At 75.2% G+C, this 25,677-nt stretch carries 16 protein-coding genes; 3 read left to right on the plus strand and 13 right to left on the minus strand.

Going from position 1 to position 25,677, the window contains the following annotated elements:
- Positions 1–86: 86 nt before the first annotated feature.
- Together ACWEO5_RS10690 and ACWEO5_RS10695 are read right to left on the minus strand one after the other, a co-directional pair.
- A complete protein-coding gene (locus tag ACWEO5_RS10690) occupies positions 87–1,652 on the minus strand; it encodes an alkyl/aryl-sulfatase (protein ID WP_452162089.1) in 1,566 nt (521 codons plus the stop codon).
- Positions 1,649–2,248 (minus strand): DoxX family protein, encoded by a 600-nt coding sequence (locus tag ACWEO5_RS10695; RefSeq protein ID WP_452162072.1) that lies wholly within the window; start codon positions 2,246–2,248, stop codon positions 1,649–1,651. The genes ACWEO5_RS10690 and ACWEO5_RS10695 overlap by 4 nt, the downstream gene beginning before the upstream one ends.
- A 368-nt stretch (positions 2,249–2,616) precedes the next feature.
- Between ACWEO5_RS10695 and ACWEO5_RS10700 the strand changes: the two genes are divergently transcribed.
- Both ACWEO5_RS10700 and ACWEO5_RS10705 read left to right on the plus strand, forming a co-directional pair.
- A complete protein-coding gene (locus ACWEO5_RS10700; protein WP_452162073.1) occupies positions 2,617–5,271 on the plus strand; it encodes an HAD hydrolase family protein in 2,655 nt (884 codons plus the stop codon).
- Positions 5,268–6,470: a phosphotransferase gene (locus ACWEO5_RS10705; protein WP_452162074.1), complete on the plus strand. Its 1,203-nt coding sequence runs from the start codon at positions 5,268–5,270 to the stop codon at positions 6,468–6,470. The genes ACWEO5_RS10700 and ACWEO5_RS10705 overlap by 4 nt, the downstream gene beginning before the upstream one ends.
- A 271-nt stretch (positions 6,471–6,741) precedes the next feature.
- Here the strand turns inward: ACWEO5_RS10705 and ACWEO5_RS10710 are convergent, their stop codons facing one another.
- From ACWEO5_RS10710 to ACWEO5_RS10755, 10 genes are all read right to left on the minus strand, one after another.
- Positions 6,742–8,085, minus strand: coding sequence for a glycoside hydrolase family 16 protein (locus tag ACWEO5_RS10710; protein ID WP_452162075.1), 1,344 nt, complete (start codon positions 8,083–8,085; stop codon positions 6,742–6,744).
- Entirely contained in the window at positions 8,082–10,010 is a 1,929-nt protein-coding gene (locus ACWEO5_RS10715) for a glycosyltransferase (protein ID WP_452162076.1), read from the minus strand. The genes ACWEO5_RS10710 and ACWEO5_RS10715 overlap by 4 nt, the downstream gene beginning before the upstream one ends.
- A 137-nt stretch (positions 10,011–10,147) precedes the next feature.
- Entirely contained in the window at positions 10,148–10,960 is an 813-nt protein-coding gene (locus ACWEO5_RS10720; protein ID WP_452162077.1) for a polysaccharide deacetylase family protein, read from the minus strand.
- Positions 10,957–11,889 carry a glycosyltransferase family 2 protein gene (locus ACWEO5_RS10725; RefSeq protein ID WP_452162078.1) on the minus strand — a complete coding sequence of 311 codons (933 nt, stop codon included), beginning with the start codon at positions 11,887–11,889 and terminating at the stop codon, positions 10,957–10,959. Before ACWEO5_RS10725 ends, ACWEO5_RS10720 begins: the two co-directional genes overlap by 4 nt.
- Entirely contained in the window at positions 11,886–13,286 is a 1,401-nt protein-coding gene (locus ACWEO5_RS10730) for a lipopolysaccharide biosynthesis protein (protein ID WP_452162079.1), read from the minus strand. The genes ACWEO5_RS10725 and ACWEO5_RS10730 overlap by 4 nt, the downstream gene beginning before the upstream one ends.
- Positions 13,283–14,719: a glycosyltransferase family 2 protein gene (locus ACWEO5_RS10735; RefSeq protein WP_452162080.1), complete on the minus strand. Its 1,437-nt coding sequence runs from the start codon at positions 14,717–14,719 to the stop codon at positions 13,283–13,285. Before ACWEO5_RS10735 ends, ACWEO5_RS10730 begins: the two co-directional genes overlap by 4 nt.
- Positions 14,720–14,721: 2 nt before the next feature.
- Entirely contained in the window at positions 14,722–16,215 is a 1,494-nt protein-coding gene (locus ACWEO5_RS10740) for a glycosyltransferase (protein WP_452162081.1), read from the minus strand.
- A complete protein-coding gene (locus tag ACWEO5_RS10745; protein WP_452162082.1) occupies positions 16,212–17,132 on the minus strand; it encodes a glycosyltransferase family 2 protein in 921 nt (306 codons plus the stop codon). Before ACWEO5_RS10745 ends, ACWEO5_RS10740 begins: the two co-directional genes overlap by 4 nt.
- Positions 17,133–17,797: 665 nt before the next feature.
- Positions 17,798–20,050 (minus strand): putative bifunctional diguanylate cyclase/phosphodiesterase, encoded by a 2,253-nt coding sequence (locus tag ACWEO5_RS10750; RefSeq protein ID WP_452162083.1) that lies wholly within the window; start codon positions 20,048–20,050, stop codon positions 17,798–17,800.
- The gene (locus ACWEO5_RS10755; RefSeq protein WP_452162084.1) at positions 20,047–20,853 is read right to left on the minus strand and encodes an SAM-dependent methyltransferase; all 807 of its coding nucleotides are present in this window, start codon (positions 20,851–20,853) and stop codon (positions 20,047–20,049) included. The genes ACWEO5_RS10750 and ACWEO5_RS10755 overlap by 4 nt, the downstream gene beginning before the upstream one ends.
- 152 nt (positions 20,854–21,005) lie before the next feature.
- Here ACWEO5_RS10755 and ACWEO5_RS10760 point away from each other — a divergent pair, with 152 nt between their 5' ends.
- Positions 21,006–22,766, plus strand: coding sequence for a glycoside hydrolase family 15 protein (locus ACWEO5_RS10760; RefSeq protein ID WP_452162085.1), 1,761 nt, complete (start codon positions 21,006–21,008; stop codon positions 22,764–22,766).
- A 223-nt stretch (positions 22,767–22,989) separates the two neighbouring features.
- Here ACWEO5_RS10760 and ACWEO5_RS10765 read toward each other — a convergent pair whose 3' ends face one another.
- Positions 22,990–25,185, minus strand: coding sequence for a glycoside hydrolase family 6 protein (locus tag ACWEO5_RS10765; protein WP_452162086.1), 2,196 nt, complete (start codon positions 25,183–25,185; stop codon positions 22,990–22,992).
- Positions 25,186–25,677: the final 492 nt, after the last annotated feature.

Genomic DNA, 25,677 nt, shown 5'->3' on the forward strand with positions numbered 1-25,677 from the left:
CGACGGCGACTTCGCACGAGCTCTACACCGGCTCGACAGCGGCTCGACGGCGAATGGCCGCTCCGCTTCCGTGCTGAGACGACAGGTCAGGGTGTGACGATGTCGAAGGCCCGCTCCGGTTTGGTGACGTAGGAGAACAGGCGGGTGAGCAGGGCCGGGTCGCCCTCGGTCCCGATGCCGTCCAGGCCGTTGCCCGCCAGGACGCCCAGCAGTTGGGGCTTGGTCAGCGTCAGGGTGAGGCCGGCCGGTTCCGGCGCGGGCCCGTCCAGGGGGGTGCTGCGGTGGTGCAGGACGCCGTTGCTGAGGATCAGGCGGTAGCGGCGGCCCTCGTCGGTGAGCAGCAGGTCGACGGTGAGCGCGTCGTCCCAGGCGCGGGGGCCGTCCAGGGCGACGGCGATCGAGTCGAGCATCATGCCGACGGTCAGCGCCATCGCCATCTCGGGGTTGGTCATGTCGACGGCGTTGTTGACCGGCCCCTGGAGGAGTTCCTGCGCGCCGGTGAGGTAGAAGTTGCGCCAGGTGCCGTTCTCCGCGCCGCGGCCGAGGCGGGTGTACACCTCGGCCAGCGCGGCGCGGGCGCCCCGGTGCTCCGGGTCGGCGAAGACGACGTGGTTGAGCAGGGTCGCGGCGAAGCGCAGGTCCCCGTCGGCGGCGTACTCCCGGGCGCGGGCGACGGCCGGGTCCGCCCCGCCGGCCAACTCGACGTAGCGCTGCGCGAGTTCGACCGGCGGCAGCTCCCACAGGTGGGCCGGGTTGCCGTCGAACCAGCCCAGGTAGCGCTGGTAGATCGCCTCGACGTTGTGGCTGAGCGAACCGTAGTAGCCGCGGGCGCTCCAGGACCGCTCGATCGCGGGCGGGAGCTGGAGCTCCTCGGCGATCTCCGGGCCGGTCAGGCCCTGGTTGAGCAGGCGCAGCGTCTGGTCGTGCATGTAGCCGTAGAGGTCGCGCTGGACGGTGAGGAACTCCACGACTTCCTGCTCGCCCCAGGTCGGCCAGTGGTGGGAGGCGAAAGCGACGTCGTAGCGGCCCGCGAAGAAGGTGACGGCCTCGTCGAGGTAGCGCGCCCAGATCCGGGCGTCCCGAACGACCGCGCCGCGCAGGGTCAGTACGTTGTGCATGTTGTGGGTGGCGTTCTCCGCCAGGCACAGCGCGCGCAGTTGGGGGAAGAGGAAGTTCATCTCCGCCGGGGCCTCGGTGCCGGGGGTGAGCTGGAAGACGATCCGGACGCCGTCCACCGTCTCCTCCTGCCCGGTGCGGGTGATGTCGACGGTCGGCGGGATCAGCGAGATGGTGCCCTCGGAGGTGGCGATGCCCAGGCCCGTGCTGACCTGGCCCTCGGGTGACTTGGGCAGGTTGGAGCCGTACATGTAGACGGCGCGGCGGACCATCGCGTTGCCCGCGTAGACGTTCTCGCTGACCGCGTGCTCCAGGAAGCCCTCGGGGGCGAGGATCGGCACCCCCGCCTCGGTGCCGTGCGGCAGCACGCCGCGCACGCCGCCGAAGTGGTCGCCGTGGGAGTGGGTGTAGATCACGCCGGTGACCGGCCGGTCGCCGCGGTGCTTGCGGTAGAGGGCGAGCCCAGCGGCGGCGGTCTCGGTGGAGATCAGCGGGTCGATGACGACCACGCCGCGCTCGCCCTCGACCAGCGTCATGTTGGAGATGTCCAGGCCCCGGACCTGGTAGACCCGGTCGGTGACCTGGAACAGGCCCTGTACGGCGCACAGTTGGGCCTGGCGCCACAGGCTCGGGTTGACGGTGGGTGGGCACTCGCCGTCCAGGTAGGAGTAGGCGTCGACGTCCCACACCACCCGGCCAGCCGCGTCCTTAGGGTGGTGGTTTCGGTGCGGTGGGTCCAGGCGATGACGGCGAGCGGGGCCATGAAGAAGAAGAGGGTGCCGGCGTTCTCGCCGTGCATCGCGGTGAGTTGGACGGTGAAGGCGCAGAACAGGAAGGCGATCAGGGCGGTCGCGGCGGGGCCGGCCAGGCGGGGCAGCAGCAGGCCGACGGCTCCGGCGAGTTCGACCAGGCCGGTGAGGTACATGAACCAGTCGCCCGCCCCGATGGCGTCGAAAACAACGGTGGCGTCGTGGATCGCGAGCAGCTTGGGGGCGGCGCTGGCGAGGGCGAAGAACAGCGCGAGCAGGACGCGCAGGATCCGGACCGTCCACCGCAGGGCCCTGCCGGGCCGCTGCCCGGTAGCGGCGGCAGCGGTGGTGGCGGTGGTGGTGGCAGTGGTGGTGCTGGTCATCTGGAGTCTCCCCGGTGGGTCGTGGTCGTGGCTCTCGCAGGCTTCGACGGCCGCCGCCGCGTGAATTCATCGGCGTGGGGCGGAAGAGTTCTCCGGCGCCTCCGGTGGGCCCCGGGCGGGCCCCGACCGGCCAAGGTTCCGTTCGCGGTGGCCACGGTTGCGCGTACTTTCCGTGATCGCGTGGTGACGTGACGTCGAACGGGCAGCGGGAGGGCGGGCGTCCGCGTTGCGCGCGGGCCGTGGCGGGCGGACGGTGGAAGCGTCCGTGTCCGGCCACCGCTGCTGCTCTGCGTCCCGGAGAGCGCCCCATGAACCCCGTGCCTGCCAGCCCCGCCCCCGCCTCCTCCCCACCCGTGGCGGACCCACCCGTGGCGGACCCACCCGTGGCGGACCCGCACGCGACGGTCGCGGAGCTGGCCGGCCTGCTGGCCGGGGCGGCCCGGGACGGCGATCCGCTGGACGCGTTCCTGTACGCGGCGGGCATGCTGCAGGCCGCCGAGGACCGGCTCGCGGGGAGCTGGACGGCGCCGCGCCGCCTCGTCCGCCACCTGCAGGACGGTGCCGGCCCCGGCGGCGACCGGGCCGGTGCCGTCCTGGACCGGGCCGCGACGGGCCTGGCCTGGCACGCCCCCGCGCTGCGCCCGGCGGTGCGCTGGACGCACGCGCTGGCCCGCGCGATCGACGACCTGGCCGCCCTGGTGCTGCGCCCGGCCCCGTTCCCGTCCGTCCTGTACCGGCAGCTGGTCCGGCTGTCCGAGCCGGCGACGGGCCGGACGGCGGTGCGCCGGGTGCTCGGGTCGGCGGTGCGCCGTCCGCCGTCCTGCTTCTGCGGCTTCGACCAGTACCCGTCCGACCTGGTCGAGTTGGCCCGCCGCTTCGACGCCGCGCGGCCGCTGCCCGCCGAACTCCCGCTGCTGGTCGTCGGGGTGCGGACCTCCGGCAGCTACCTGGGTCCGCTGCTGGCGGCGGCGCTGCGGCAGGCCGGGCACCGGGCGGTGGCCGGTACGACGGTGCGGCCGGGGCAGCGCGTCCTGGCGGGCCGGGAACGGGAGTTGGCGTGGCTGCTGGCCGTGGGCGGGCACGCCCTGGTGGTGGACGATCCGCCGGTCACCGGGCGTTCGCTGGCGCGGGTCGCGGCGGACCTGTGCGCCCGGGGGTTCCCGGCCGGGGCGGTGAGCGTGCTGGCCGCGGTCGAGCGGGAGGCGCCGCCGATGGACGGCCACCTGTTCGTCACGCTCCCCGAACCGGACTGGCAGGTAAGGGAGTTGATGTCGTCGGCGGCCGTGGCGGAGCTGGTCGGGCGCCACGTCCCGGGCGCCGCCGGCTGGCCGCGCCTGGAGGTCGGCCCGGCCGTCCGCCCGGGGCGCGGCCTGCACCGCTCCCGGCCGGTGACCGGGTACCCGGCGGACGGGCCACCGGTGCCGCTGCGGGTGGAGACCGTCGGGCTGGGACACCTGGGCCGCCGGGCCGCCGACTACGCCGCCGCACTGCCCGGCCTGGTACCCGAAGTCCTGGCTCTGGAAAGCGGGTTGATGGTCCGCCGGGAGGTCGCCGAGGCGGCCGGGACGGCCGTCCCGGTGGAGGTCGCGGCCCGCTACGTGGCCACCCGGCAGCGGGTGCTGCCGGTCGGCGCGGACCGCAGCGGGCGGCTGGCCGGGCGCGGGCCGGTCTGGGAGGAGGCCGGACGCCTGTTCGCCCCGCTGTTCGGCCGCTGGGCCACCGCGCTGCGCCCGCTGCTGGCCGACCCGGTGGCCCGCGAACTCACCCGCGCCGCACGGCCGTACGTGGTGGACGGGCGCACCACGGCCGGGCGCTGGACGGGCCGGGGCGGGCAGTGGGCGAAGACGGACTGGGCGGAGGGCGCGTTCAGCCACCTGGACCTGGCGAGCTACGACCCGGCCTGGGACCTGGCGGGCCTGGCCGTCTCGTCCGGGGATCCGGAGCGGGCCGCCGGGGTCCGCTCCGCGTACGAGCGGCTGACCGGGGAGCGGATCGGCGCCGCCCGCTGGTGCCTGGCCCAACTGGTGCAGATCCAGCACGGGTTGACCGACGGACCGGCGGGGAGGTCGGCCCGGCGGCGGGCCTCCGCGCGGGCGGTGCAGGGGTTCCTCGCCGAGGAGTACCTGAGCGACCTGCCCCGGCCGCTGCCCGAGGACGGGCCGGGGGCGGGCTGGTGCGTGCTGGACGTGGACGGGGTGCTGGAGACCGACCCGCTGGGCTTCCCGGCCTCCTCCCCGCGGGGGATGCTCGCGCTGCGGGCCCTGCGGGCGCACGGCTTCCGCCCCCTCCTGGCCACCGGCCGTTCGCTGCCCGAACTCCAGGACCGCTGCCGCGCCTACGGGTTGGCGGGCGGCGTGGCCGAGCACGGCGCGGTGGCGCACCTGCCGGGCCGGGCGCCCCTGCCGCTCACCGACCGGGACGGCACCCCGGTACGGGAGTTGGCGTCCACCAGCGGCTCACTGGACGCCGACCCGCTGGCCCGCTGGACGGCCCGGCTCTCCCGGCGGCAGCCGGACGGGCGGTACACCGGCCTGGACGGGCCCACCGCCGAACGGATCGCCACCGCCGCCGGAACCACGGTCGTGGCGGGCGAGCAGCAGACGGACTTCCCCCCGGCGGGCGTCGGCAAGCTGACCGGAGTACGTTCCCTGCTGGCGGAGTTGGGTGACCCGGGGGCAGTGCCGGTGTTCGCCGCCGGGGACGGTCCGGCCGATCTGGACCTCCTGCGCTGGGCCCGGCTCGGCGTGGCCCCCGCCCACGCCCCGGCCGAACTGCACTCCGCGGCAAGGGTTTCCGCCTCGTCGTACCAGGCCGGCCTGGCGGAGGGCGTGACCCTGCTCCTCGGCCACCCCCCGGGCCGCTGCCCCCGCTGCCGCCCGCCCCGCCCCTCGCCGGGCAACCGCGCCCTGCTGGCACTGCTCGCCCTACCGGAGGCGGGCCTGCCCGGAATGCCGGAGCGACTGCTGCAACTGGCAGCGGCAGTGGGCAGGTTGACGGCCATCGGCGAACAGGGGCGGGGATGAACGGCACGGGAGCCGGGCCGAACGGCAACGGCCGGGTCCCCGGGCACGAGCTGATGGGGGTGCGGGAGGTCGCGGGCGGGTTGCTGCTGGTGCCGCCGGGGGTGGCGGGGTGGGCGGTGGACGAGTTGCGGTTGCGTTGGGCGGCAAGGGAGTTGGGGCGCGGCCGGTGGGAGGCGGTGGCGCAGGGCTACTCGGACGTGCTGGTGGCGCGTTGGCGTCCGGCGGACGGCGGGCCACCGGTGCTGGTGAAGTGCCCGCGCACCGGCGAGGCGGTGCGGTCGCTGGTCCGCGAGCGGGACGCGGTGGCGGTGCTGGCCGCCCAGTTGCGGCGCCCGGAGCTGCGCGCACTGCTGCCCCGGACGCTGGACTCGCGGTTGGGCGGCCGCCCGCCGGTGCTGGTGCAGGAGGTCCTGCCGGGCGTCCCGGGCGACGTGCTGCTCTCCCGCCGCCCCGAGCTGGCCGCCGCGCTGACCGCGTCCGCGTTCGCCGCCCTGGACGAACTGCGCGGCGCGACGAGCGGATCGAGCCGGGACGGGCGACTGGTGGACGGTTGGCTGGGCCACCGGCTGGCGGTGCTCTCCGACCGGGTCCGCTGGTGCCGGGGCGCGGAGGGCACCGCGGGCCTGCTGGCCCTGCGCGCCCACCTGCGCCGCGAGTTGACCGCACACCCGACCGAAGTGGCCTGGACGCACGGCGACTTCACCCCCGGCAACCTGCTCCTGCGCTCCCCCGCCCCGACCGGCCCCGGCCCCTCCTCCGCCACCGCCCCGGACGGACCGCCGTCCGTCACCGGTCTGGTCGACTGGGCGGACGCGCTCGCCGACGGTCCGGCAGTGGTCGACCGGGCGAGCTTCGCCCTGGCCCTGGGCTGGCTGCTGGAGGGGCGCTCCTGGGGGGAGCAGGTCGTCCACGCGCTGCGCACCGGGTCCCTGCACCGCCCCGAGACGGGCGAACTCCCGCTGTCCGGCATCCTGTTGGCCTGGCTGTGGCACGTCTCGGCCAACCTGGAGAAGTCCCGCCGCTTCGCCCGCAACCGGCACTGGCTGCGCGAGGTCATCGTCCCGGTCCTGCGTGAACTCGCCGGGAGCGCCCGGCCGGACGGGCCGCTCGGCGAAGCGGGCAGCAGCGCGGGCAGCGACACCGGCGGCCCGGGCGGCCCGGGCGGCACAGGCAGGCCGGGCGGCCCGGGCGGCGGGTGATCGACGCGCTCGCGCCCGAGTGGTCCGCCGCGGCGGTCCGCAGGACGTGCTCCGCCCGGTCGGCCGACAGTCGGTGGGCCTCCCCAGCGCGGCCGTCACCCCTGCGGCCGCGGCGAGTTGGCCCACGTCGAGGCCGTGGTGAGCGGGCAGCCCGGTCGGCGCCGGGCCGAGTGCGTGCGTCCCCGTCACGGCCGCGGCCCGGTCCGGCTCCCTTGCCGTCCTTCGGTACCGGCCTCACCTCCGGGCCGGTCGGGCTCAGCCGGGCGGCGGTTCAGTGCTGCCAGACGCCGACCCAGGCGACGTGCAGTTGGGCGCTGTCGGTGCCGGCGGGCGGGGCCTGTTCGAAGCCGACGGCAAGGTTGATCAGGAGTTCCATCGGGGTGTTCGGGATCTGCGCGGGGTCGGTGACCTGGAAGCGGGGGGTGCCGTCGACGTACCAGGTGATGCCGTCGGGTTCCCAGTCGACGGCGAGGACGTGGTAGCCGCCGGCGAAGTCGGCGGGGCCGTAGTGCTGGTGGGCGACGGTGTCCCGGCCCCGGGGGGTGGTGGTGTGCAGGTTGAGGTCGACGTAGCGGTTGGAGTTGATGAACTCGGCGACGTCGATCTCGGGGAGGCCGCCGCGGGTGGCGGCGGGGAGCAGCCAGAAGGCGGGGAACATGCCGGTGGGGTCGGCGGGGGCCTGGACGGCGGCGGCGACGTAGCCGTAGGTGAAGGTGTGCCGGGGCGGGGCGTTCCAGCTGTCGCGGCCGGTGGAGACCATGCCGGACGTCCAGGGGTGGGTCTTGCCGTCGCTGCCGGTGGTGGGGCGGCGCTGGGCGGTGAGGGTGAGCGCGCCCTCGGCGACCGAGACCTGGCCGGGGCGGTACCACTCGCTCTCCCGGTTGCCCGCGTTGGTGCAGCCGTCCTGGTTCCAGTCGTAGCAGGTCGTCCAGTTCGCCGGGTTCAGGGTGCGGCCGGTGAAGTCGTCCTGGAAGACGGGGTGCCAGGGGTGGGGGCCGGCGGGCGGCCGGGCGGACGGTTCGGTGGCCGGGAGCCCGGTGGGGGCGGGGGCGCCCTGGTCCTGCATGCCGCCGACGGCGGGTCCGCCGCAGGCGGCGGTGGCGGTGAGCAGCGCGGCGGCCGTCCAGATCCGGCCGCGGCCGGGACGCCGCCCCGGACGCCGGGCCGGACGCCGGGCCGGGGGCTCGCGACCGGCTTGACGGCCGGGCTCGTCGCCGGGTTCTCCCCCGGGCGGTCCGGTCGGCGGGCGCGGGTGGCGCAGGGCCGGCAGGGTGAGCGCGGTGGTGAGCACGGCGAGGGCCAGTACCACCCGGGCGGCGGTGAACTGCCGCGCCAGGTAGAGGGTTTCGGTGGTCAGGGCGGTGAGCGCGGCGCTGGCCGCGACGGCCAGGACGACCGTCGACCACCACTCGCCGGGGCGCAGCGCGGGCCGGGCGAGCCGGAGGAGCGCGGCGCCGGGGCAGCCGAGCAGGAAGACGGCGACGGCGGCCACCCGCAGCGGGTTGGCGGCGGGCAGCGCGGTCGCGGCGAGCGCGGCCCAGCCGGACCCGGCGAGCAGCAGCGGCCTGACGTCCGGGCGTCGCCGCCGGACGGTCTCGACGACGGCTCTGCTCATGGCGTGCCTCCTTCCGTCGCGGGGGCCGGCGCGGGCGCGGTGGGCGGCGGTCGGTACTGGTAGACGACGGCGTCGGCGCTGCGGTGGACGGCCCGCAGGGTGGGCAGGTGGGCGGCGGTGTACTGGATCTCGTCGGTCGCGCCGGCGGGGAGCAGTCCGGTCAGTTGGCAGGCGGCGAACTGGGCGCGGGTGAGCACCAGGTAGGAGGGCGTCCCGGCGGGGCCGGCGGCGAGGGCGTCGGTGAGGGCGGTTTCCGGGTCGGTGGTCAGGAGCTTGCGGTCGGCGGGGTCGGCGTCGACGAGGATGGTCCACTGGTGCTGGTCGTAGTGGAGTTCGCCGCCGGGTTCGTCGGAGGTGAGGGAGAGGATCCGGGAGCCGGGCGGGGTCGCTTCGGTGGCGTACCGGACGGCGGCGGCCTCCTGCGGGCTGAAGTGGTTGACGGCTTCCTTGCCGTAGTAGCCGAACAGCAGCCCGCCGAGCAGGGCGGCCAGGACGGTGCCGGTGACGGCGAGCCGGACGGGCGGGCGGGGCAGACCGGACGGGCGGGCCGAGCGGGGCAGACCGGACGGACGGGCCGAGCGGGCCGGGCCGGGCGGGCGGGGCGGGCCGGGGGCGAGCAGCGCGGCGATCAGGAAGGCGGTGACGGGGAGCGCGAACAGGTAGGCGCGGAACAGCATTTCGCCGTCGTAGCCGTTGGCGAGCAGCAGCACGAGCGGGGCGAGCAGCAGCAGCGGCAGGGTGGTGCGGCGGACCCGGCGGCGGCGCAGGACGGCGACGAGGGCGAGCAGGAGGACGGCGGCGGTGGTGGCCCGGTCGGTCCAGGAGGCGAGGACCTGTCCGGGTGCGGCGGAGCCGAGTTGGGCGAGGCCGGCGACGGCGTTGCGGTCGGGGGCGGCGAGGGCGGTGATCAGGCCGTGCAGGTTGGCGGCGACGAACGGGCGGGCGACGGTGGTGTCCCAGGCGACGGTGAGGGCGAGGGCGGCGGCGAGGACGGGCAGCACGGTGCGGCGGTTGCGGCGGGGCAGCGCGAGGACGGCGAGCGAGCTGACCAGCATGACGGGGGTGAGCTGGTGCGAGGAGGCGATCGCGGCGATCAGCACGAGCAGCAGCGCGTACGGGCCGGGCCGCCAGCCGAAGCGCCCTGATCCCCTTCCTCTCAGCGAGAGTTGACGCATCGTCAGAGCGATGACGGTGACGTACAGCAGGTAGGCGAAGGCTTGCGGGGAGAAGTAGTCCTGGCCGACCCAGGAGGTGGCGTAGTACAGCCAGAGGGCGCACCACACCAGTCGGCGGTCGCGGGTGAGGCTGCGGAAGAGCAGCAGGAGCGGGCCGAGCAGCAGCAGGTTGGCGATCAGCGGGTACCAGGAGGCGTAGCCGAGGGCGGAGTGCAGGCCGGTGGCGCGCAGCACGAGGGCATTGAGGGCGAAGAAGCCGGGCCACTGGTTGTAGACGTCGAGCTTCCCGGCGTCGGGGACGGTGCCGCCGTGGCGGAGCATGGCGTCGACGACGGCGACGTGCTTCCAGGCCCAGGAGTAGCGCAGGGTGGGGTAGAGCAGGCTGGGGGTGGCGTGCACGAAGGCGATCAACGCCAGGACGTACCAGGCGAGTCGGCGCTGCGGCAGCCGGGGGGTGCGCAGGGCGGCGAGGAAGCCGGCGGTGAGGACGGCGAGCGCGGCGTAGTAGGCGGGCGGCAGGGCCTGGAGCAGGCCGAGGTCGCCGATCCGGTCGAGGCGGGTGGTGCGCAGGGCGAGCAGCCAGAGCAGGACGGCCAGCGGCAGCGCGGCGCGGACCGTCCAGGACCGCCAGGAGAAGGGCCACCGACGCGAGTCGGATGCGGCGGACGAGTCGGGCGCGGCGGCCGGGCGCAGCGGGGTGGCGCCGGCGGGCGGGGCGCCGGCGGGGGCGGTCCTGGCGGGTGCGGTCACGGCGGTCTCCTGACCTTCCTGGCGTTCCGGGCGTTCCTGCTGTTCCTGGCGTTCCTGCTGCTCCTGGCGTTCCTGGCCTTCCTGATGCCTAGGGCGTTCCGGGCGTTCGGGGTGTTCCTGGTGCTCGCCGCCGGGCGTCACCGGCTCGGCGGGCCGCCGATGGGGCGGCCCAGGCGGGCGCGCAGGCGGCGGTAGGCGCGCCAGCCGAGGGTGGCGGCGCTGTCGCGGAGCGGGCCGGTGCGGGTGGCGCGCAGGTGGGTCCAGTCCTCGAAGGTGCGGGCGGGGGTGGTGCGCATGACCATCAGGCGGCAGATCCGCAGCGGGTCGTCGGCGGGCGAGCTGAGCGCGTTGCCGACGGCGGCGGCGGAGGTCCAGCCGGCCCGGGCGGTCTCGCGGCGGACGGCGGGGCTGTGGTAGCCGTGGGGGTAGGCGAAGGCGGTGGCGGGGTGGCCGAGGGCGTCCTCCAACTCGTGTTTGCTGCCGGTGACTTCCTGCCGGAGCCGGTCGGGGCGGGCGGTGTCGAGCGGCAGGTGGGTGCGGGAGTGGCCGCCGATCTCCAGGCCGAGGGCGTCGAGGGTGGCGACCTGCCGCCAGTTGAGCATCGGGATGGGGGGCAGCAGGCTGCCGCCGGGGAGGGCGCCGGGGGCGTGGATGGCGCCGGTGGTGAGGTAGACGGTGGCGGGGAGGCCGCGGTCGGAGAGGATCGGGGCGACCGTCCAGTAGAAGTCGGCGTAGCCGTCGTCGAAGGTGAGGACGGCGCAGCGGGCGGGCAGCGGGGGTCCGCCGTGCAGGGCGGCGACCAGGCGGGCGAGCGGAACGACGGAGAGTCCGGCGTCCTGGAGGCGGTCGAGCTGGGCGCGGAAGGCGTGCGGGGGGACGGTGTAGGGGGCGAGCCAGTTCGGCGGGTCGTCGGACACCGAGTGGTAGAGCAGGACGGGGACGGCGTTCACGGCGCACCCCTTTCCTGATGGTTCGTCAACTGTCGTGCGGTGCCCGCGAGGTAGCCGCCGGTGGTGAGCAGGACGCCGGTGGCGAGGGCGGCGGCGGTGCCGAGGCGGCCGTGCAGCAGGGCGTGGCGCAGGGCGGTGGGGACGGTGCGGCGCAGGTAGGCGCGTTCGCTGGCGAGGGCGGGTCCGGGGCCGGCGTGCCGGGCGACCATCGCCTTGGAGCGTCCTTCGGCGAGGCAGCGGGCGGCGAAGTACCGTGCGGTGGCGCGCTGTCGGGGGACGTGGTGGCGGACGGCGGCGGCCGGGTCGTAGTGCATCCGGGCGCCGGGGTGGCGGGCGGCCAGGCGCAGGCAGAGTTCGGTCTCCTCGCAGCCGAGCGGGCGGCGGCCGATCCGGCCGAGGTCGGTGCGGAAGCCGCCCGCGGCGCGGGCCGCCTCGGTGCGGAAGGACATGTTGGCGCCGATCAGGTTGCGGACCCGGTCGGGCCGCCGGGGCATGCCGCTGTGGCTGCAGCCGACCACCCAGTCGAAGGCGGGCGGGAACCAGCGGGGGCGGCCGTGCTGCCAGTGCGGGGCGACGAGTCCGCCGGCGCCGAGCACGTCCGGGTCGCGGTAGGCGGCGAGCAGGGCGGCGCTCCAGCCGGGGCGGGCGGCGGCGTCGTCGTCGAGGAAGGCGGTGACGGTGCCGCGGGCGGCGGCGAGGGCGGTGTTGCGGGCGCCGGACAGGCCGGGCCGCTCCCGGTTGGCGAGCACCGTGACGCCCTCCAACTCGCTGGCCATCCGCAGGAGTTCCTCGTTGTGGTCGATGACCAGGAGCAGTTCGCCGGGTGGCGGCTGCTGGCTGCGCACGGAGTCGACGGCGGCGCGCAGCAGCGTCCAGCGTTGCGGGGTGTAGGCGCAGATCGCGACGGTGAGGGCGGGGCGGGGGGTCATGTCGGTTCCTCCTCGGTGCGGGGGCGGGGGCGGGGGCGGCCGGGTGCCGGGGCCGGTCCGAGGAGGCGGGGCAGCGCGGCGAGCAGCGGCAGGGCGAGGGCGCACTCGGCGATCAGCCAGGCGGCGCCGATGCCGGTGAGTCCGAAGGCGGGCAGCAGGACGGCGGTGAGGGCGATGACGGTGGTGGCGAAGGCGAGCCGGATGCCGACCATCCAGGGCAGTGCGCGGCGGACCCGGGCGACCTGGAGGACCACGTTGGGCACGGTGTTGGGGATCGCGGACAGCGCCATCAGGCGCAGCGCGGTGCTGCCGCGGGCGGCGTAGTCGGGGCCGAACAGGCCGAGGATCCAGGGCGCGGCGGCGGCGATCGGCAGGGCGGCGGCGGTCACCAGCAGGGTGGAGTGGCGCAGCAGGCGGCGGGCGTGCTCGCCGAGCCGGGCGGGGTCGCGGGCACCCTCGACGACCAGCGAGTGGCCCATGCTGAACGCGGCGACGTACAGGGTGGAGGCGATCACGTAGGCCAGCGAGTAGTAGGCGCTGCCGTCGGCGCCGAGCCGGTCCAGGACCATCAGCGGCAGGACGGTCGCGGCGGCGAAGGTGCACAGGTTGCCGAGGTAGTCGGCGCCGGTCCAGCGGGCGATCCGCTCGGCCGGGCGCGTCTCCCGGCCGTCGACGGGGGCGGCCTGGTGGGCGGGGATGGCGTTGCGGAACAGCACGGCGTTGGTGAGGACGATGGCCAGGACGAGGGCGACGGCCCAGGACAGCAGGATGCCGGTGCCGACGGCGAACGCGGCGCACAGGGCGAGCAGCGCGGCCTTGGCGACGGCGAACAGGGTGTTCTCGCCGAGCACCCAGCCGGCCCGGCGCACGCCGGTGAGCGCGCCGTCCTGGAGGACGAACACCGAGTAGCCGGCGGTGGCCGCGACGAAGGAGACCGCGAGGACGGGGCTGCGCAGCTCGTCCAGGGCGGGGGCGACGACCGGGACGAGCAGCAGGAACGCGACGGCGACGACGGCGCTGACGGTGGTGCTGACCAGGTAGCTGCGCAGGACCAGGGCGCGGGTGCGGTGCCCGGCGGTGGGGACGAAGCGCACCAGTGCGTCGCCGAGGTTGAGGCTGCCCAGGGTGGACAGGAACATGGTGGCGGACAGCGCGGCGTAGCTGCGGCCGACGTCGGCGGCGCTGTAGGAGCGGGTGGCGAGGATCCAGAACAGCGAGCCGAGCCCGGCCGAGAGGATCGAACTCGCGGCCAGCAGGTGGCCGTTGTGCAGCAGCGGTTCGCGCCGGGAGCGGGCGAGCAGCGCCCGGGCCTCGGCCCGCAGCAGCGTCGGGTAGCCGCACTGGCAGGGCAGTTCGACGGGGCGGGCGCAGCGGGTGCGCCGGTCGACGGCGCTCATCGGCCCGTCCCGTCCGTGAGTTGGCTCTCGGTCGGTTCGCGCCGTGCGTACCGCCGTTCGGCCCGGCGCCGTTCGGCGCTCCGGCGTTCGGCGAGTCGGTGCTCGGCGATCCGGGCCTCCGCGCGGCGCTGGGCGCGCAGGCTGCGCAGGTAGCCGAGCGGGCCGTACAGCAGGCCGAGCAGTTCGCGGTGGCGCAGTGCGCGCAGCAGCGGGTCGGGGTCGCCGGGCTCGACGGTGGCGGTCGCGGTCGCGGTGGCGGCGGTGCCGGCGTCCGCACTGGCACCCGTACCCGTATCCGTCCCCGTGCCGACGGCCCGGTGCGCGGTGCGCCACAGGCCGCGCGGGAGCAGCGGCAGCAGGGTGGCCAGCAGGCGGGGCCGGCGGTGGACGGCGGCGGCGAGGTAGGCGCCGAAGCCCGCGCCGAGGCCGAACGCCTGCCGGGGCAGGGTGTCGATTTCGCGCCGGTGCGGGTGCCAGACGATCGCGTCGGGCCGGTAGCTGACGGTGTGTCCGGCGGTCAGCACCAGGTGGAAGGCGAGCAGGTCCTCGCCGCCGAGGGCCGGGGTGCCGGTGCTGGTGGCGGGGTCGAACCCGCCGACGGCGCGCAGGACCGCGGTGCGGAAGGCCATGTTCGCGCCGGTGCCGAGCCGGCCGGTGGCGAAGGGGTAGAGCGGGTCGCCGGTGCGGGTGCTCAGGGTGTAGTCGTGCGGGGTGAAGCCCTTGCCGTAGCCGCCGTAGCGTTCGAGCAGGAGCTGGGCCCGGGTGTCGAGTTCGGCGGGCAGCACCAGGCCGGTGACGCAGCCGGTGCGGGGCGCGGCGCGGAAGCCGGCGACCAGGGCGGGCAGCCAGTGCGGGTCGAGGATCAGGTCGTCGTCGGCGAACGCGCAGATCTCGCCGCGGGCGGCGGCCAGGCCGCGGTTGCGGGCCCGGGCCAGGCCGGGCACGGGTTCGCGCAGGTAGCGCACCCGCCGCCCGTAGCGCTGCGGGAGCAGCCGGCGGACGGTGTCGTCGGCGGGGGCGTTGTCGACCACGATGGCGTCCAGGTAGGGGTAGCGGGTGCGCAGCAGCGAGTCCAGGCAGCGGGTGAGCAGGTCGGGGCGGTCGTGGGTGCACACCACGACGCTGACCACGGGCTCCTCGCCGGGGTCGTCCTCCGGTGCGGGGGCCGGGTGCCGCGCGGCCGCGTCGAACCGGCGGTGCGCGGCGGCGTGCAGGGCGGCGCCCAGCCGTTCGGGGTGGCCTTCGGGGGCGCGGGCGGTGACGGTGCCCAGCGGGCGTCCGGCGGCCCGGACCAGGGCTAGGGCCTGCCGGCCGGTGAGGCGGCAGGGGCCGCCGCCGGGGCGGCGCAGTTCGCCGGGGCGGGTGAGGTCGAGTTCGGCGATCCGGACCGGCGTCTCGCCCGACGGGGCGGCGGGTGCGGGCGTGGTGTCCACGGTCAGCCTCCCCGGTGGGTGCGGCGCTGCTGCCAGCGGGTGTACAGGTAGCGGGGCGGGCCCTGGGCCAGGCCGCGGCGTTCCATCCGGCGCAGGGCGTGCAGGCGGCGGCGTTCCAGTGCGGTGTCGGCGGCGGGCGGGCGGTGGCCGCGGTGCCAGCGGAACAGGCCGACGGGCAGCCGCAGCAGCAGGTCGGCGAGCAGGGCGGGGCGGCGGCGCAGGGCGGCGGCGAGGTAGGCGCCGAAGCCGGTGCCCAGGCCGCGGACCTGCAGCGCGAGGGCGGGCAGGGTGCGCCGGTGGCGGTGCCAGACGACGGCGTCGGGCCGGTAGGCGACGGTGTGTCCGGCGGTCAGCACCAGGTGGAAGGCGAGCAGGTCCTCGCCGCCCCGGGTGGGGGTGCCGGTGCCGGTGGCGGGGTCGAACCCGCCGACGGCGCGCAGCAGTTCGGTGCGGAAGGCCATGTTCGCGCCGATGCCGCAGCGGCCGGTGGAGTAGCGGTCCAGCGGGCCCGCGCCGGGGGCGTCGAGGTTCCAGTCGCGGGCCGTCCAGCCGCGTTCCGTTCCGGCGTAGCGCTCGAACAACTGCTGGGCGGGGGTGTCGAGTTCGGCGGGGACGACGAGTCCGGTGACGCAGCCGGTCCGGGGGTCGGCGGCGAACGCGGCGGCCAGTGCGGCCAGCCAGCCGGGGTCGGCGAGGGCGTCGTCGTCGGTGAACGCGCAGATCTCGCCGCGGGCGGCGGCCAGGCCGCGGTTGCGGGCCCGGGACAGGCCGGGCGCGGGTTCGCACAGGTAGCGGACCCGGCCGGGGTAGCGCTCCGCGACCAGCCGCGCGGTGGCGGGGCCGGTGGGGGCGTTGTCGACCAGCAGGACGTCCACGGCCGGGCCGGGCCGGACGCCGGGGGTGCCGGGGGTGCCGGGGGCGCTGGTGGCTCCGGGGACGCTGGTGGCTCCGAGGACGCTGGTGGCTCCGGGGACGCTGGGGACGCTGGAAACCCCGTCGGCTCCGAGGGCTCCGAGGGCTCCGGCGGCCCCGGGGGTTCCGGCGGCCCCGGAGGTTCCGGCGCCACCGGGGATCCCGGTGACGGTGTCGGCGGCGCGCAGCACGGAGTCCAGGCAGTCGGCGAGCAGTTCGGTGCGGTCGCGGGTGCAGACCACGACGGTCATTCCGTCGACGGGGCGGCCCGCTTCCGTCCGCTCGGGCTCGAACTCGTCGTCCGGCACGTCGAGTTCGCGATGAGCGGCCGCGGCCAGCGCCCGGGCGAGCGCGACGGGGCGGCCGCTCGTCCCGGTGGCGTGCACCATGCCGAGCGGGTGTCCGTGCAGCCGCACCAACGCCGACACGCGTCCGTCGGGGGCGGCGGGGCCGCGGCCGCCGGGCGAGCGCACCTCGTCCGGGTCGGCCAGGTCGAGTTCGACCACGGTGACGGGGGTGTGCGGCGAGCCGGGTGCGGCGGGCGGCGGGCAGGCCGTGCGGTGGCGCCGGTCGCGGCCGTTCATCGTCCCTCCCCCGCGCCGGGGCGTTCGGCGAGCAGGGTGCGCAGCACTCTGCGGCCGTCGGAGACGGCGTGCAGGTGGGAGCGTCCGCTGCGGCGGGGAAGTTCGAGGCTGGGGACTTCGGCGATCCGCAGTCCCGAGCGCAGGGCGTGCGCGACCATCTCGGCCTCGATCTCGAAGCCGGTGGCGCGCAGGTCGAGTTCGGCGAGGAAGTCGCGGCGGAACGCGCAGTAGCCGTAGCACAGGTCGGTCAGCAGGGCGCCGTAGAGGCGGTTGACGACCAGCAGCAGGGCCTTGTTTCCGAGGGCGCGCAGCGGGGTGAGGTCGAGCGAGCCGCCGCCGGCCATCCGGCGGGAGCCCTTGACGAAGTCGTAGCCGTGGTCGAGGAAGTGCAGGAAGTGCGGGATCTCGCCGGGCCACATCGAGCCGTCGGCGTCGATCATCACCACGTACTCACCGGTGGCGGCGGCGAATCCGGCGCGCAGCGCGTTGCCCTTGCCGGGCGCGCCCTGGCCGACGCTGCGGACGGCGGGGCGGCAGGCGCGGGCCATCGCGACGGTGGCGTCCCGGGAGGAGCCGTCGACCAGGATGACCTCGTCCACGCAGCTGGGGATCTGCTCGAACACCCAGGGGATGTTGCGGGCCTCGTCCCGGGCGGGGACGACCAGGCTGACGCTGTGCCGGGTGCGGTAGTCGCCGGAGCGCCGGGCGGGGCCGCGGGCGGGGGTGCGCACCGGCGGGTGGTCTCCGGCCCGGCGCATCGGCGCGTGGTCGGCGACCCGGTCGGCGGCCCGTCGGCGCGGCGCGCTGCCGGACGACGCGCTGCCGGACGCCGTGGCGGGCGGGGCGGCGCCGGGCGGGGCGGCGGGGCTGGCTGCGGAATCGGCTGCGGGTTGCCCGGTGGGCAGGGTGGTGCTCATCGCTGTGCCTCTCGCGGAGGCGGGAGCCGGCAGGGCGCTGCCCGTACGGAAGGTGGGGTGCGGCGGCCCGGGCGTCGCGGTGTGGGACGCGGCGGCCCGGGGACTCGCCAGTCGGGTGCGGTGGTCTGGGACGTCACCGCGGTTCCAGTGCTCCCCCGGGTGGGACTCCCCCCGGTGCCCGGCCTCCCTGCCGGTCCCCGTCGGAACGGGGTCCCCCGTCGGGACGGTCGACGCCGCAGAAGGGCGATCGCCGTCCGGGGCGCGTGGTGCGCCGTGGGTGGCACGCTCGGCCGGGTGGGGGCGGTGCCCCCGTGCCGGCGGTCGGTGCCAGGACCTCATCGTGCGCCCGCCGCCAACGGGCTGTCAACCGCCTTTGTGCACCTATGTCCGTTTTTGCCAGGCCGGACGGCCACCCGGCCGGGCCCGGTGGGTGCGGGGCCGGGCGCCGGGTCCGAAACCGCCAAACCGGACCCGGACCGGGCCGACCACTGACGTACCGTCAGTTCGTCCGACCGCACGCCGGAAGCCCGGGGCACCGAGCTGGCAGAGCCGCGCCGCGCGGGTCCGCAGAGCCGCCAGGGCCGACAAGGCCGACAAGGCCGACAGGCAGCGCAGCGCAGGCCGCAGAGCCGGCAAGTAGCGCCGCGCAGGCAGGCAGAAAGGTTTCAGCTCTCGTAGCCGAGGCCGGGTTCGGGCGCGGCCTCCAGGTCGGCCTCGGCGATCCGCCGGGCGATCTCGGCGGGTCGCACGGGGCGTCCGAAGTGCCAGCCCTGGGCGAGGTCGCAGCCCATCAGGCGCAGGCGCTCGGCGTCGGCGCGGCTCTCCACGCCCTCCGCGGTGACCGACAGGCCCAGGGTGTGGGCGAGCGAGACGAGTCCGCTGACGATCCGCCAGCCGAGGTGGGTGTCCTTGGCGGGGTCGTGCAGGTCGCCGACGAAGGAGCCGGCGATCTTGAGGTTGGAGACCGGGAGGTCGCGCAGGTAGGCCAGGTTGGACCAGCCGGTGCCGAAGTCGTCCACGGAGAGCGAGACGCCCATGTCGACCAGCGCGTGCAGGGCCTTGAGCGCCTCGTCCTCGGGGCCGACCACGGTCGACTCGGTGATCTCCAGTTGGAGCATGGACGGGTCGAGGCCGGTGCTGCGCAGGGTGCGTTCGATGTCGCCGACCAGTCCGGCGTTGCGGGCCTGCCGGACGGCCAGGTTGACGCTCAGCCGGGGCGCCCGGTCGCCGAACCTGGCGACCCAGTCGGCGGCCTGCTCGCAGGCCTGTTCCAGCACCCAGCGGCCGAGCGGCATGATCAGCCCGGTCTCCTCGGCGACGCCGACGAACTCCTCGGGGCCGAGCACGCCGAGCTGCGGGTGCCGCCAGCGCACCAGCGCCTCGACGCCGGTCATCGCGCCGGAGGCCAGGTCGACCATCGGCTGGTAGTCGATGAAGAACTCGCCGCGGTCCAGGGCGGCGGGCATCCGCACGGACACCGCGTACCGGCTGACGGCGCGCGCGTTCTCCTTGGGGTCGAACAGCGTCCAGCGGCCGCGCCCGGCCTCCTTGGCCCGGTACAGCGTGAGGTCGGCGGCCCGGACGGCGGCGCCGGGCGTGGTGGTGGCGATCCGCCGCTCCAGCACGCCGACGCTGGCGCCGACGGCGAGCCGGTGGTCGCCGATCACCACGGGCTTGGTGAGCGCGGCGAGCACGGTCTTGGCGGCGGCCACCGCCTCCTGCTCGCCGCGGCAGTTCTCCAGCAGCACCACGAACTCGTCGCCGCCGAGCCGGGCCACCATGTGGCCGAGCGGGCTGAGCGCGTTCTCCAGCCGGCGGGCCACCACGGTCAGCAGCTGGTCGCCCATGTCGTGGCCGAGGCTGTCGTTGACGATCTTGAAGCCGTCCAGGTCGACGTAGCACAGGCCGAAGCGGGCGTCCGGCTCCGGCTCCTCGAAGATCTTCTCCAGCCGTTCGAAGAACGCGGCCCGGTTGGGCAGGCCGGTCAGCGGGTCGTGGGTGGCCTGGTGGCGCAGCCGCTCCTGGAGGCGGTAGCGGTCGGTGACGTCCTCCAGCATGGCGACCTGGTAGAGCGGCGCGCCGTCGTCGTCGCGGATCAGCGAGACGGTCAGGTGGGTCCAGACCACCTCGCCGTCGCGCCGGTAGTACGGCTTGTCGAACTGGAAGTACTCGCGCTTGCCGCTGATCAGCTCCTCGTACGCCTCCCAGACGCCGGGGGTGTCCTCGGGGTGGACCAGGTCGTTGACGCGCACGCCGGTCATGTCCTCGGGGCCGCCGCCGAAGATCTCGCCGAGGGCCCGGTTGACGGCCAGGATGTTGCCGTCGGTGTCGCCGAGGCCGATGCCGATCGCCGCCGATTCGAACAGCGCCCGGAACCGGGCCTCGGAGGCGCGCAGGGCCTTCTCGACCTCCTGCCGGGCGGTGTCGGCGGCGAGCCGGATCGCCTCCTGCTCGCGCAGCGTGCGCTCGCGCAGGGCGGCCGCCCAGCCGGCCGCGAAGGCGCCGCCGAGGGCCGGGCCGCGGTCGTCCGGGACGGGCTGGCGCTGGATCAACTGCACGGCTTCGGAGAGCAGTTGCGGGTCGGTGAACTGGTTGTCGATGAGCAGCGCGCCGGCCTGCCCGGCCAGTTCGGGGCGGAACGGGTGCTCCCGGGCGGCGCGGTGCAGCAGTTCGGCGGTGCGGGCGATCAGCGGGTTGAGCACGCCGGGGCGCACCGCGGCGCCGTGCCCGGTGCGCAGCATGGCGGCCCAGTCGGCGTGGAACCCGGCGACGGCGGCGGCCGTCACGTCCGGGTCCGCGGCCGGGTCCGCGGCGGTCGCACTGCCCGTACCGGTCGCGCCGTCCGCACCGACCACGCCGTCCGCACCGACCACGCCGTCCGTACCGGGGGGCCCGTCCGTACCGGCTGACTCATTCACGACAGGCGCCCGACGCCGGCCATGCCGGTCATCCGCTCGGGGTGCGGACCGACCGTCCCGGCGTCGTCGGGGCGCCATTCGGGCAGGTAGACGACACCGGGTTCGACGAGTTCGTAGCCGTCGAAGAAGGCGGTGATCTGTTCGCGGCTGCGCATGGTGAGCGGGGTCGGGGTGGAGCGGTAGAGGCTCTGGTGGGAGCCGGCCTGGTCGGGGCGGCCCTCCAGGGAGGCGTGCGAGAGGATCAGCATGCTGCCGCTGGGGAGGGCCTCGCGCAGCTTGGCGAGGATCTTGGCGGGCTCGTCGGCGTCGGTGACGAAGTGCAGGACGGCGTTCAGGATGACCGCGACGGGTTCGCCGGGGGCTAGCAGTTCCTCGACCTCGGGACGGGCCAGCAGGTCGTCGGTGTTGCGCAGGTCCGCGTCGACGACCTGGCTGAGCGGGTCGTCGGCGAGGATCAGCCGGCTGTGCGCGACCGCGACGGGGTCCATGTCGACGTAGACGACCCGGGCGTCGGGGTGGTAGTCGCGGGCGACCTCGTGGACGGCGCCGAAGGTGGGGATGCCGGAGCCGATGTCGAGGTAGCGGGCGATGCCCTCCTCGGCGGCGAACTGGGTGGCTCGACGCAGGAAGGCCCGGTTAGCCCGCATGATCTTCGGCAGGTCCGGCCAGAGTTCGATCGCCTTGCGCGCCATCTGGCGGTCGACCTCGAAGTTGTGCGATCCGCCGAGGTAGTAGTCGTAGACCCGGGCGGCGTTCGGCTTGTCGAGGTCGGTCCCTGCGGGCACCCAGTTCGGACGCGCCATGACGGCACTCCTTCCGGCGTGGCAGTCGAAAATGGCAATAGGACATAAAGATCTTCCTATATTTATGGTGCGCATCGCAAGCCAAGGCGCCCGAACGGCGGCGTGGCGCGTCCCGCCTGGCGGTGGCCCCCGAACGGCGCAGAATCACCCCCATGGGCGGACACATCGAGGACTACGCGCTCCTCTCCGATCTGCAGACCGCCGCCCTGGTCGGCCGGGACGGCTCGGTGGACTGGCTCTGCCTGCCCCGCTTCGACTCCCCCAGCTGCTTCGCCGCCCTGCTCGGCACCCCCGAGCACGGCGCCTGGCGGCTGGCCCCGGCCGGCGCGGGCGACTGCACCGGGCGCCGCTACCTGGGCGACACCCTGGTCCTGGAGTCGCGCTGGCGCACCCCGGACGGCGAGGTCAAGGTGGTCGACCTGATGCCGCAACGCGACCGGGCCCCGCGACTGGTGCGGATCGTCGAGGGCGTCAGCGGCGCCGTCCCGGTCCGCGGCGAGCTGCGGCTGCGCTTCCACCACGGCCGGATCGACCCGTGGGTGCGCCGCACCGAGCACCACCGGGTGGCCGTCGCCGGGCCGGACGCCGCCTGGCTGCGCGTCCCGCCGGGCGTGCACACCTACGGCGCGGACGGCGGCACCGTCTCCGAGTTCACCGCCCGCCCCGGCACCCGCGTCCCGTTCGTGCTGACCTGGCAGCCCTCGCACCTGGCCACCACCGCCCGCACCGACCCGGAGGCGCTGCTCGCCGCCACGCTGGCCGGCTGGCACGAGTGGGCCGGGCAGCTCAGCTACCGGGGCGAGTGGCGGCAGGCGGTGCTGCGCTCGCTGCTGACCCTCAAGGCGCTGGCGTACGAGCCGACCGGCGGGATCGTCGCCGCCCCGACCAGCTCACTGCCCGAGGCACCCGGCGGGGAGCGCAACTGGGACTACCGGTTCTGCTGGCTGCGCGACTCGGCGATGACGCTCTCCGCGCTGCTGCGCGGCGGCTTCCGGCAGGAGGCCGCCGCCTGGCGCAAGTGGCTGCTGCGCGCGGTGGCCGGCGACCCCTCCGACGTGCAGGCGGTGTACGGGGTGGCCGGGGAGCGCGGCCTGCCGGAGACCGAGGCCGACTGGCTGCCCGGCCACCTGGGCTCGCGGCCGGTCCGGTTCGGCAACGCGGCCGTCGGACAGCTCCAGCTCGACGTCTACGGCGAGGTGGTGGACACCCTCGACCTGGCGCTGCGGGCCGGCCTCCCGATGGAGCGGCAGGTGTGGAGCCTGCTGCGCACACTGCTCGGCTCGCTGGCCGCGCGCTGGCGCGAGCCCGACGAAGGACTGTGGGAAGTGCGTTGCGGGCGGCGGCAGTTCACCCACTCGAAGGTGATGGCCTGGGTCGCCGCCGACCGGGCGGTGCGGATGGCCGAGGCCACCGGCCTGCCCGCCCCGCTGGAGCAGTGGCGGGCGCTGCGCGCGGCGGTGCACGCCGAGGTGTGCGAGCGGGCCGTCGATCCGCGCCGCAAGGTGTTCGTCCGCTCCTACGGGGCGCAGGAGTTGGACGCCTCCACGCTGTTCGTCGCCAGCACCGGATTCCTGCCGCCGGACGACGAACGGGTGGTGCGCACGGTGGAGGCCGTCCAACACGGCCTGGACCACGGCGGGCTGGTGCGCCGCTACCAGGACGGGGCGGCCGACGGCCTGTCCGGTTCCGAAGGGGCCTTCCTGGCCTGCTCGTTCTGGCTGGCGGACGCGCTGGCGCTGATCGGCCGCCGGGACGAGGCACGCGAACTCTTCGTCCGCACCGCGTCGTTGGCCAACGACCTGGGCCTGCTCAGCGAGCAGTGGGATCCGGCGACCCGCCGCCAGCTGGGCAACACCCCGCAGGCGTTCACCCATGTCGCACTGGTCAACACCGCCTTCCGGCTGAGCGGTTGAGCAGCTGACCTGCCGAGCGGTTGAGCAGCTGACCTGCCGAGCGGTTGAGCGGTTGAGCAGCCGCTCCCCCGGTCTCCGCCGGAACGCCGAAAAGGGCGACCGCCCACTTGCAGACTCTGCAAGTGGGCGGCGCCTCTGGGGTGTTGCGGTGTTGCGTGTTGCGGTTTCGCCCGCGTCAGTCGGGTTCGGCCGCGGTTCGCTGCGTGCTACCGGCTGCCTGGTGTCAGCTGGTGGCGGTGCAGGTCAGGGTCGGGACGGCGTTGCTGCCCGAGTAGCTGCCACCGAAGCCGAAGCTGGTGGTGCCGTTGGCGGCCACCGCACCGTTGTAGCCGGCGTTGTTGACCGTCACGGACTGGCCGGACTGGCTGACGGTGCCGTTCCACAGGTTGGTGACCTGCTGGTTGCCCGCGTAGGTCCAGGTGACCTTCCAGGACTTGATCGCGGTGTTGCCCGCGGTCACGGTGACGTCGGCGTTGAAGCCGGCGCCCCAGTCGCTGCTGACCTTGTAGGTCGCGGTGCAGCCGGCGCCGCCGGTGCTGGTGCCGGACTGGGTGGTGGCGGTGACGGCGGCGGCGGCGGAGAGGTTGCCGGCCGCGTCCTTGGCCTTGACCGTGTAGGAGTACGCGGTGGAGGCGGACAGGCCCGAGTCGGTGTACGAGGTGCTGGTGGTGGACCCGATCAGGGTGCCGCCGCGGTACACGTTGTAACCGGTCACGCCGACGTTGTCGGTGGAGGCGCCCCAGGTCAGCGAAGCGCTGCTGGAGGTGGTGGTGGCCGCCAGGTTGGTCGGGGCGGTCGGGGCGGTGGTGTCGGTGGTGCCACCGGCGGAGGTGGTGACGCTGAGCGCCGCCGAGGCCGCGGAGACGTTACCGGCCGCGTCCTTCGCCTTGACCGTGTAGGAGTACGCGGTGGAGGCGGTCAGGCCCGAGTCGGCGAACGAGGTGCTGTTGGTGGACCCGATCAGGGTGCCGCCGCGGTACACGTCGTAGCCGGTCACGCCGACGTTGTCGGTGGAGGCGGTCCAGGTCAGCGCGACGCTGCTGGAGGTGGTGGTCGCCGCCAGGCCCGTCGGGGCGGTCGGGGCGGTGGTGTCCGCGGTGCTGGTGCCGACCGCCGGGTAGGCGTTCTTCAGCAGCTCCTGGAACTGGGCCGAGAACCAGTGGCCCGCGACCGGGGCGTTGGCCAGGGCGCCCGACATGTTGTTGTTGTTGCGCGGGTTGCCGGTGTACGTCGGGTCGCACATCCGGTCGAAGCCCTTGCCCTCGTCGTTGGCGATGGCCGAGCTCGCGCCGTCCGACTCACCCGGAGGCTTCACCCACACGTACGCGGCGATGCCGTCCTCGGGAGCCGCCTTCGGGCGCTCGCCGAGGCCCGCGCCGGACTGGTTGCACCAGTTGCCGGTCTGGAAGCGGCGGTCGATGCGGCCGCCGTCGACGTACGCGTCGACCGAGGTCTTCGGGCCCGGGCCGGCCGGACGGTTCGCGCCGCCCCAGCCGTTGCGGGAGGTGTCGATCAGCATGCCGATGTTCGAGTTGAACCCGGAGGCGATCGCCTTGGTGCGCCACGCCTTCGCGAAGGACGCCTCGTCGACGTACTGGTTCCAGTCCACCCACTTCGACTGGCGGACGGAGGTGCCGTTCACCGAGTCGCCGACGGTGAAGTTGGGCTCGTGCAGCGCGCCGTAGTTGGCGGTGTTGACGATGAAGCCCTGGACGTTGTTGACCGTCGAGCCGGACGCGGTGGCGGCCTGCTTGATGGTGTCGATGGCCGGCTGCAGGTTGGAGTCCCAGCCGAGCCAGCCGTGGTGGCCGGCGTCCACGTAGTTGTAGACGTTCGGGATCGCGCCGAGCTTGGCGAGCGCGTAGCCCACACCGTTGACGTAGTTGCCGTTGGCCTTCATGACGTCGCACGCGGCGGTCGCGGTGGCGGTGCCGCCCGCGTTGGTCGTCAGGTTCGGCAGCGAGTCGATCTCGACCGTGGTGACGATCCGCAGGTTCGCGTAGGCCGGGTCGGCCAGGATCGCGGCGATCGGGTCGATGAACTCGCTCTTGTAACGCGGCAGGTCGGTGGGGCCGAGCTCGCCGTTCGAGGCCAGGGCGGCACAGTCGCGGCCCGGCAGGTCGTAGATGACGACCTGGAACACGTACGGCTTGCCCGCGGCCTGCTGCACCGCGGCGTTCAGGTGGTCGCGCAGACCCATGGTGCCGTTGCCACCGGCGATGGCCGCGATGCGGTCCATCCAGACGGCGGTCGGCTGGTTGGAGACAGCCGAGCCGCCCGGCTCGGCGGCGGCCTTCGCGGACCACTCGGGGTTCACGTAGACCCCGGCGCCGACGAACGGGTTGTCCACACGGGTCGCCGCGTGGGCGGCGGTGGTCGACAGGGCAAGGGGGACAACGGTCGCGGCGCTGAGCACCACGGCCGCTGCAGCCGTCCGGAGACGACGCGTCAGATTTGCCGACACGGTAAGGGAGTCCTTTCGGGTGGGGGAGGGACTCGACGGAAACGCTCCCAATCAATGGGAGCGCTCCCATACTTTGCCCGGGCTGAGGCGAACTCAGCTCGGGGACAACCGATATGAAGCCATGACCTCGGACTCCCGTCAAGAAGTTCGACAGAACCCGTGGGAGCGCTCCCGCTGACCCGGATGGACACCGCCCGCCGGAGCCCGGCCGTCCGGCCGCTCCCCACCGGCGCCCCACCTGCGCCCCGCAGCACCGCGGCACGGGCCCCGGCCCCGGCCGTCCGACCTGGGCACCTGGCGCCCCAACAGGGCCGCTGCGCACCACGGTTCACCCCCGCACCGGGGACGGCCCGCCGAGGGCCCGCCCCCGGCCGCCCCGCCGCCGCGCCACCTGCGCCCGGGCCGCCGCCCCACCTGCGCACCGCCCGTGCCCCATCTGCGCCCGGG

Source organism: Kitasatospora sp. NPDC004272, assembly GCF_053603035.1.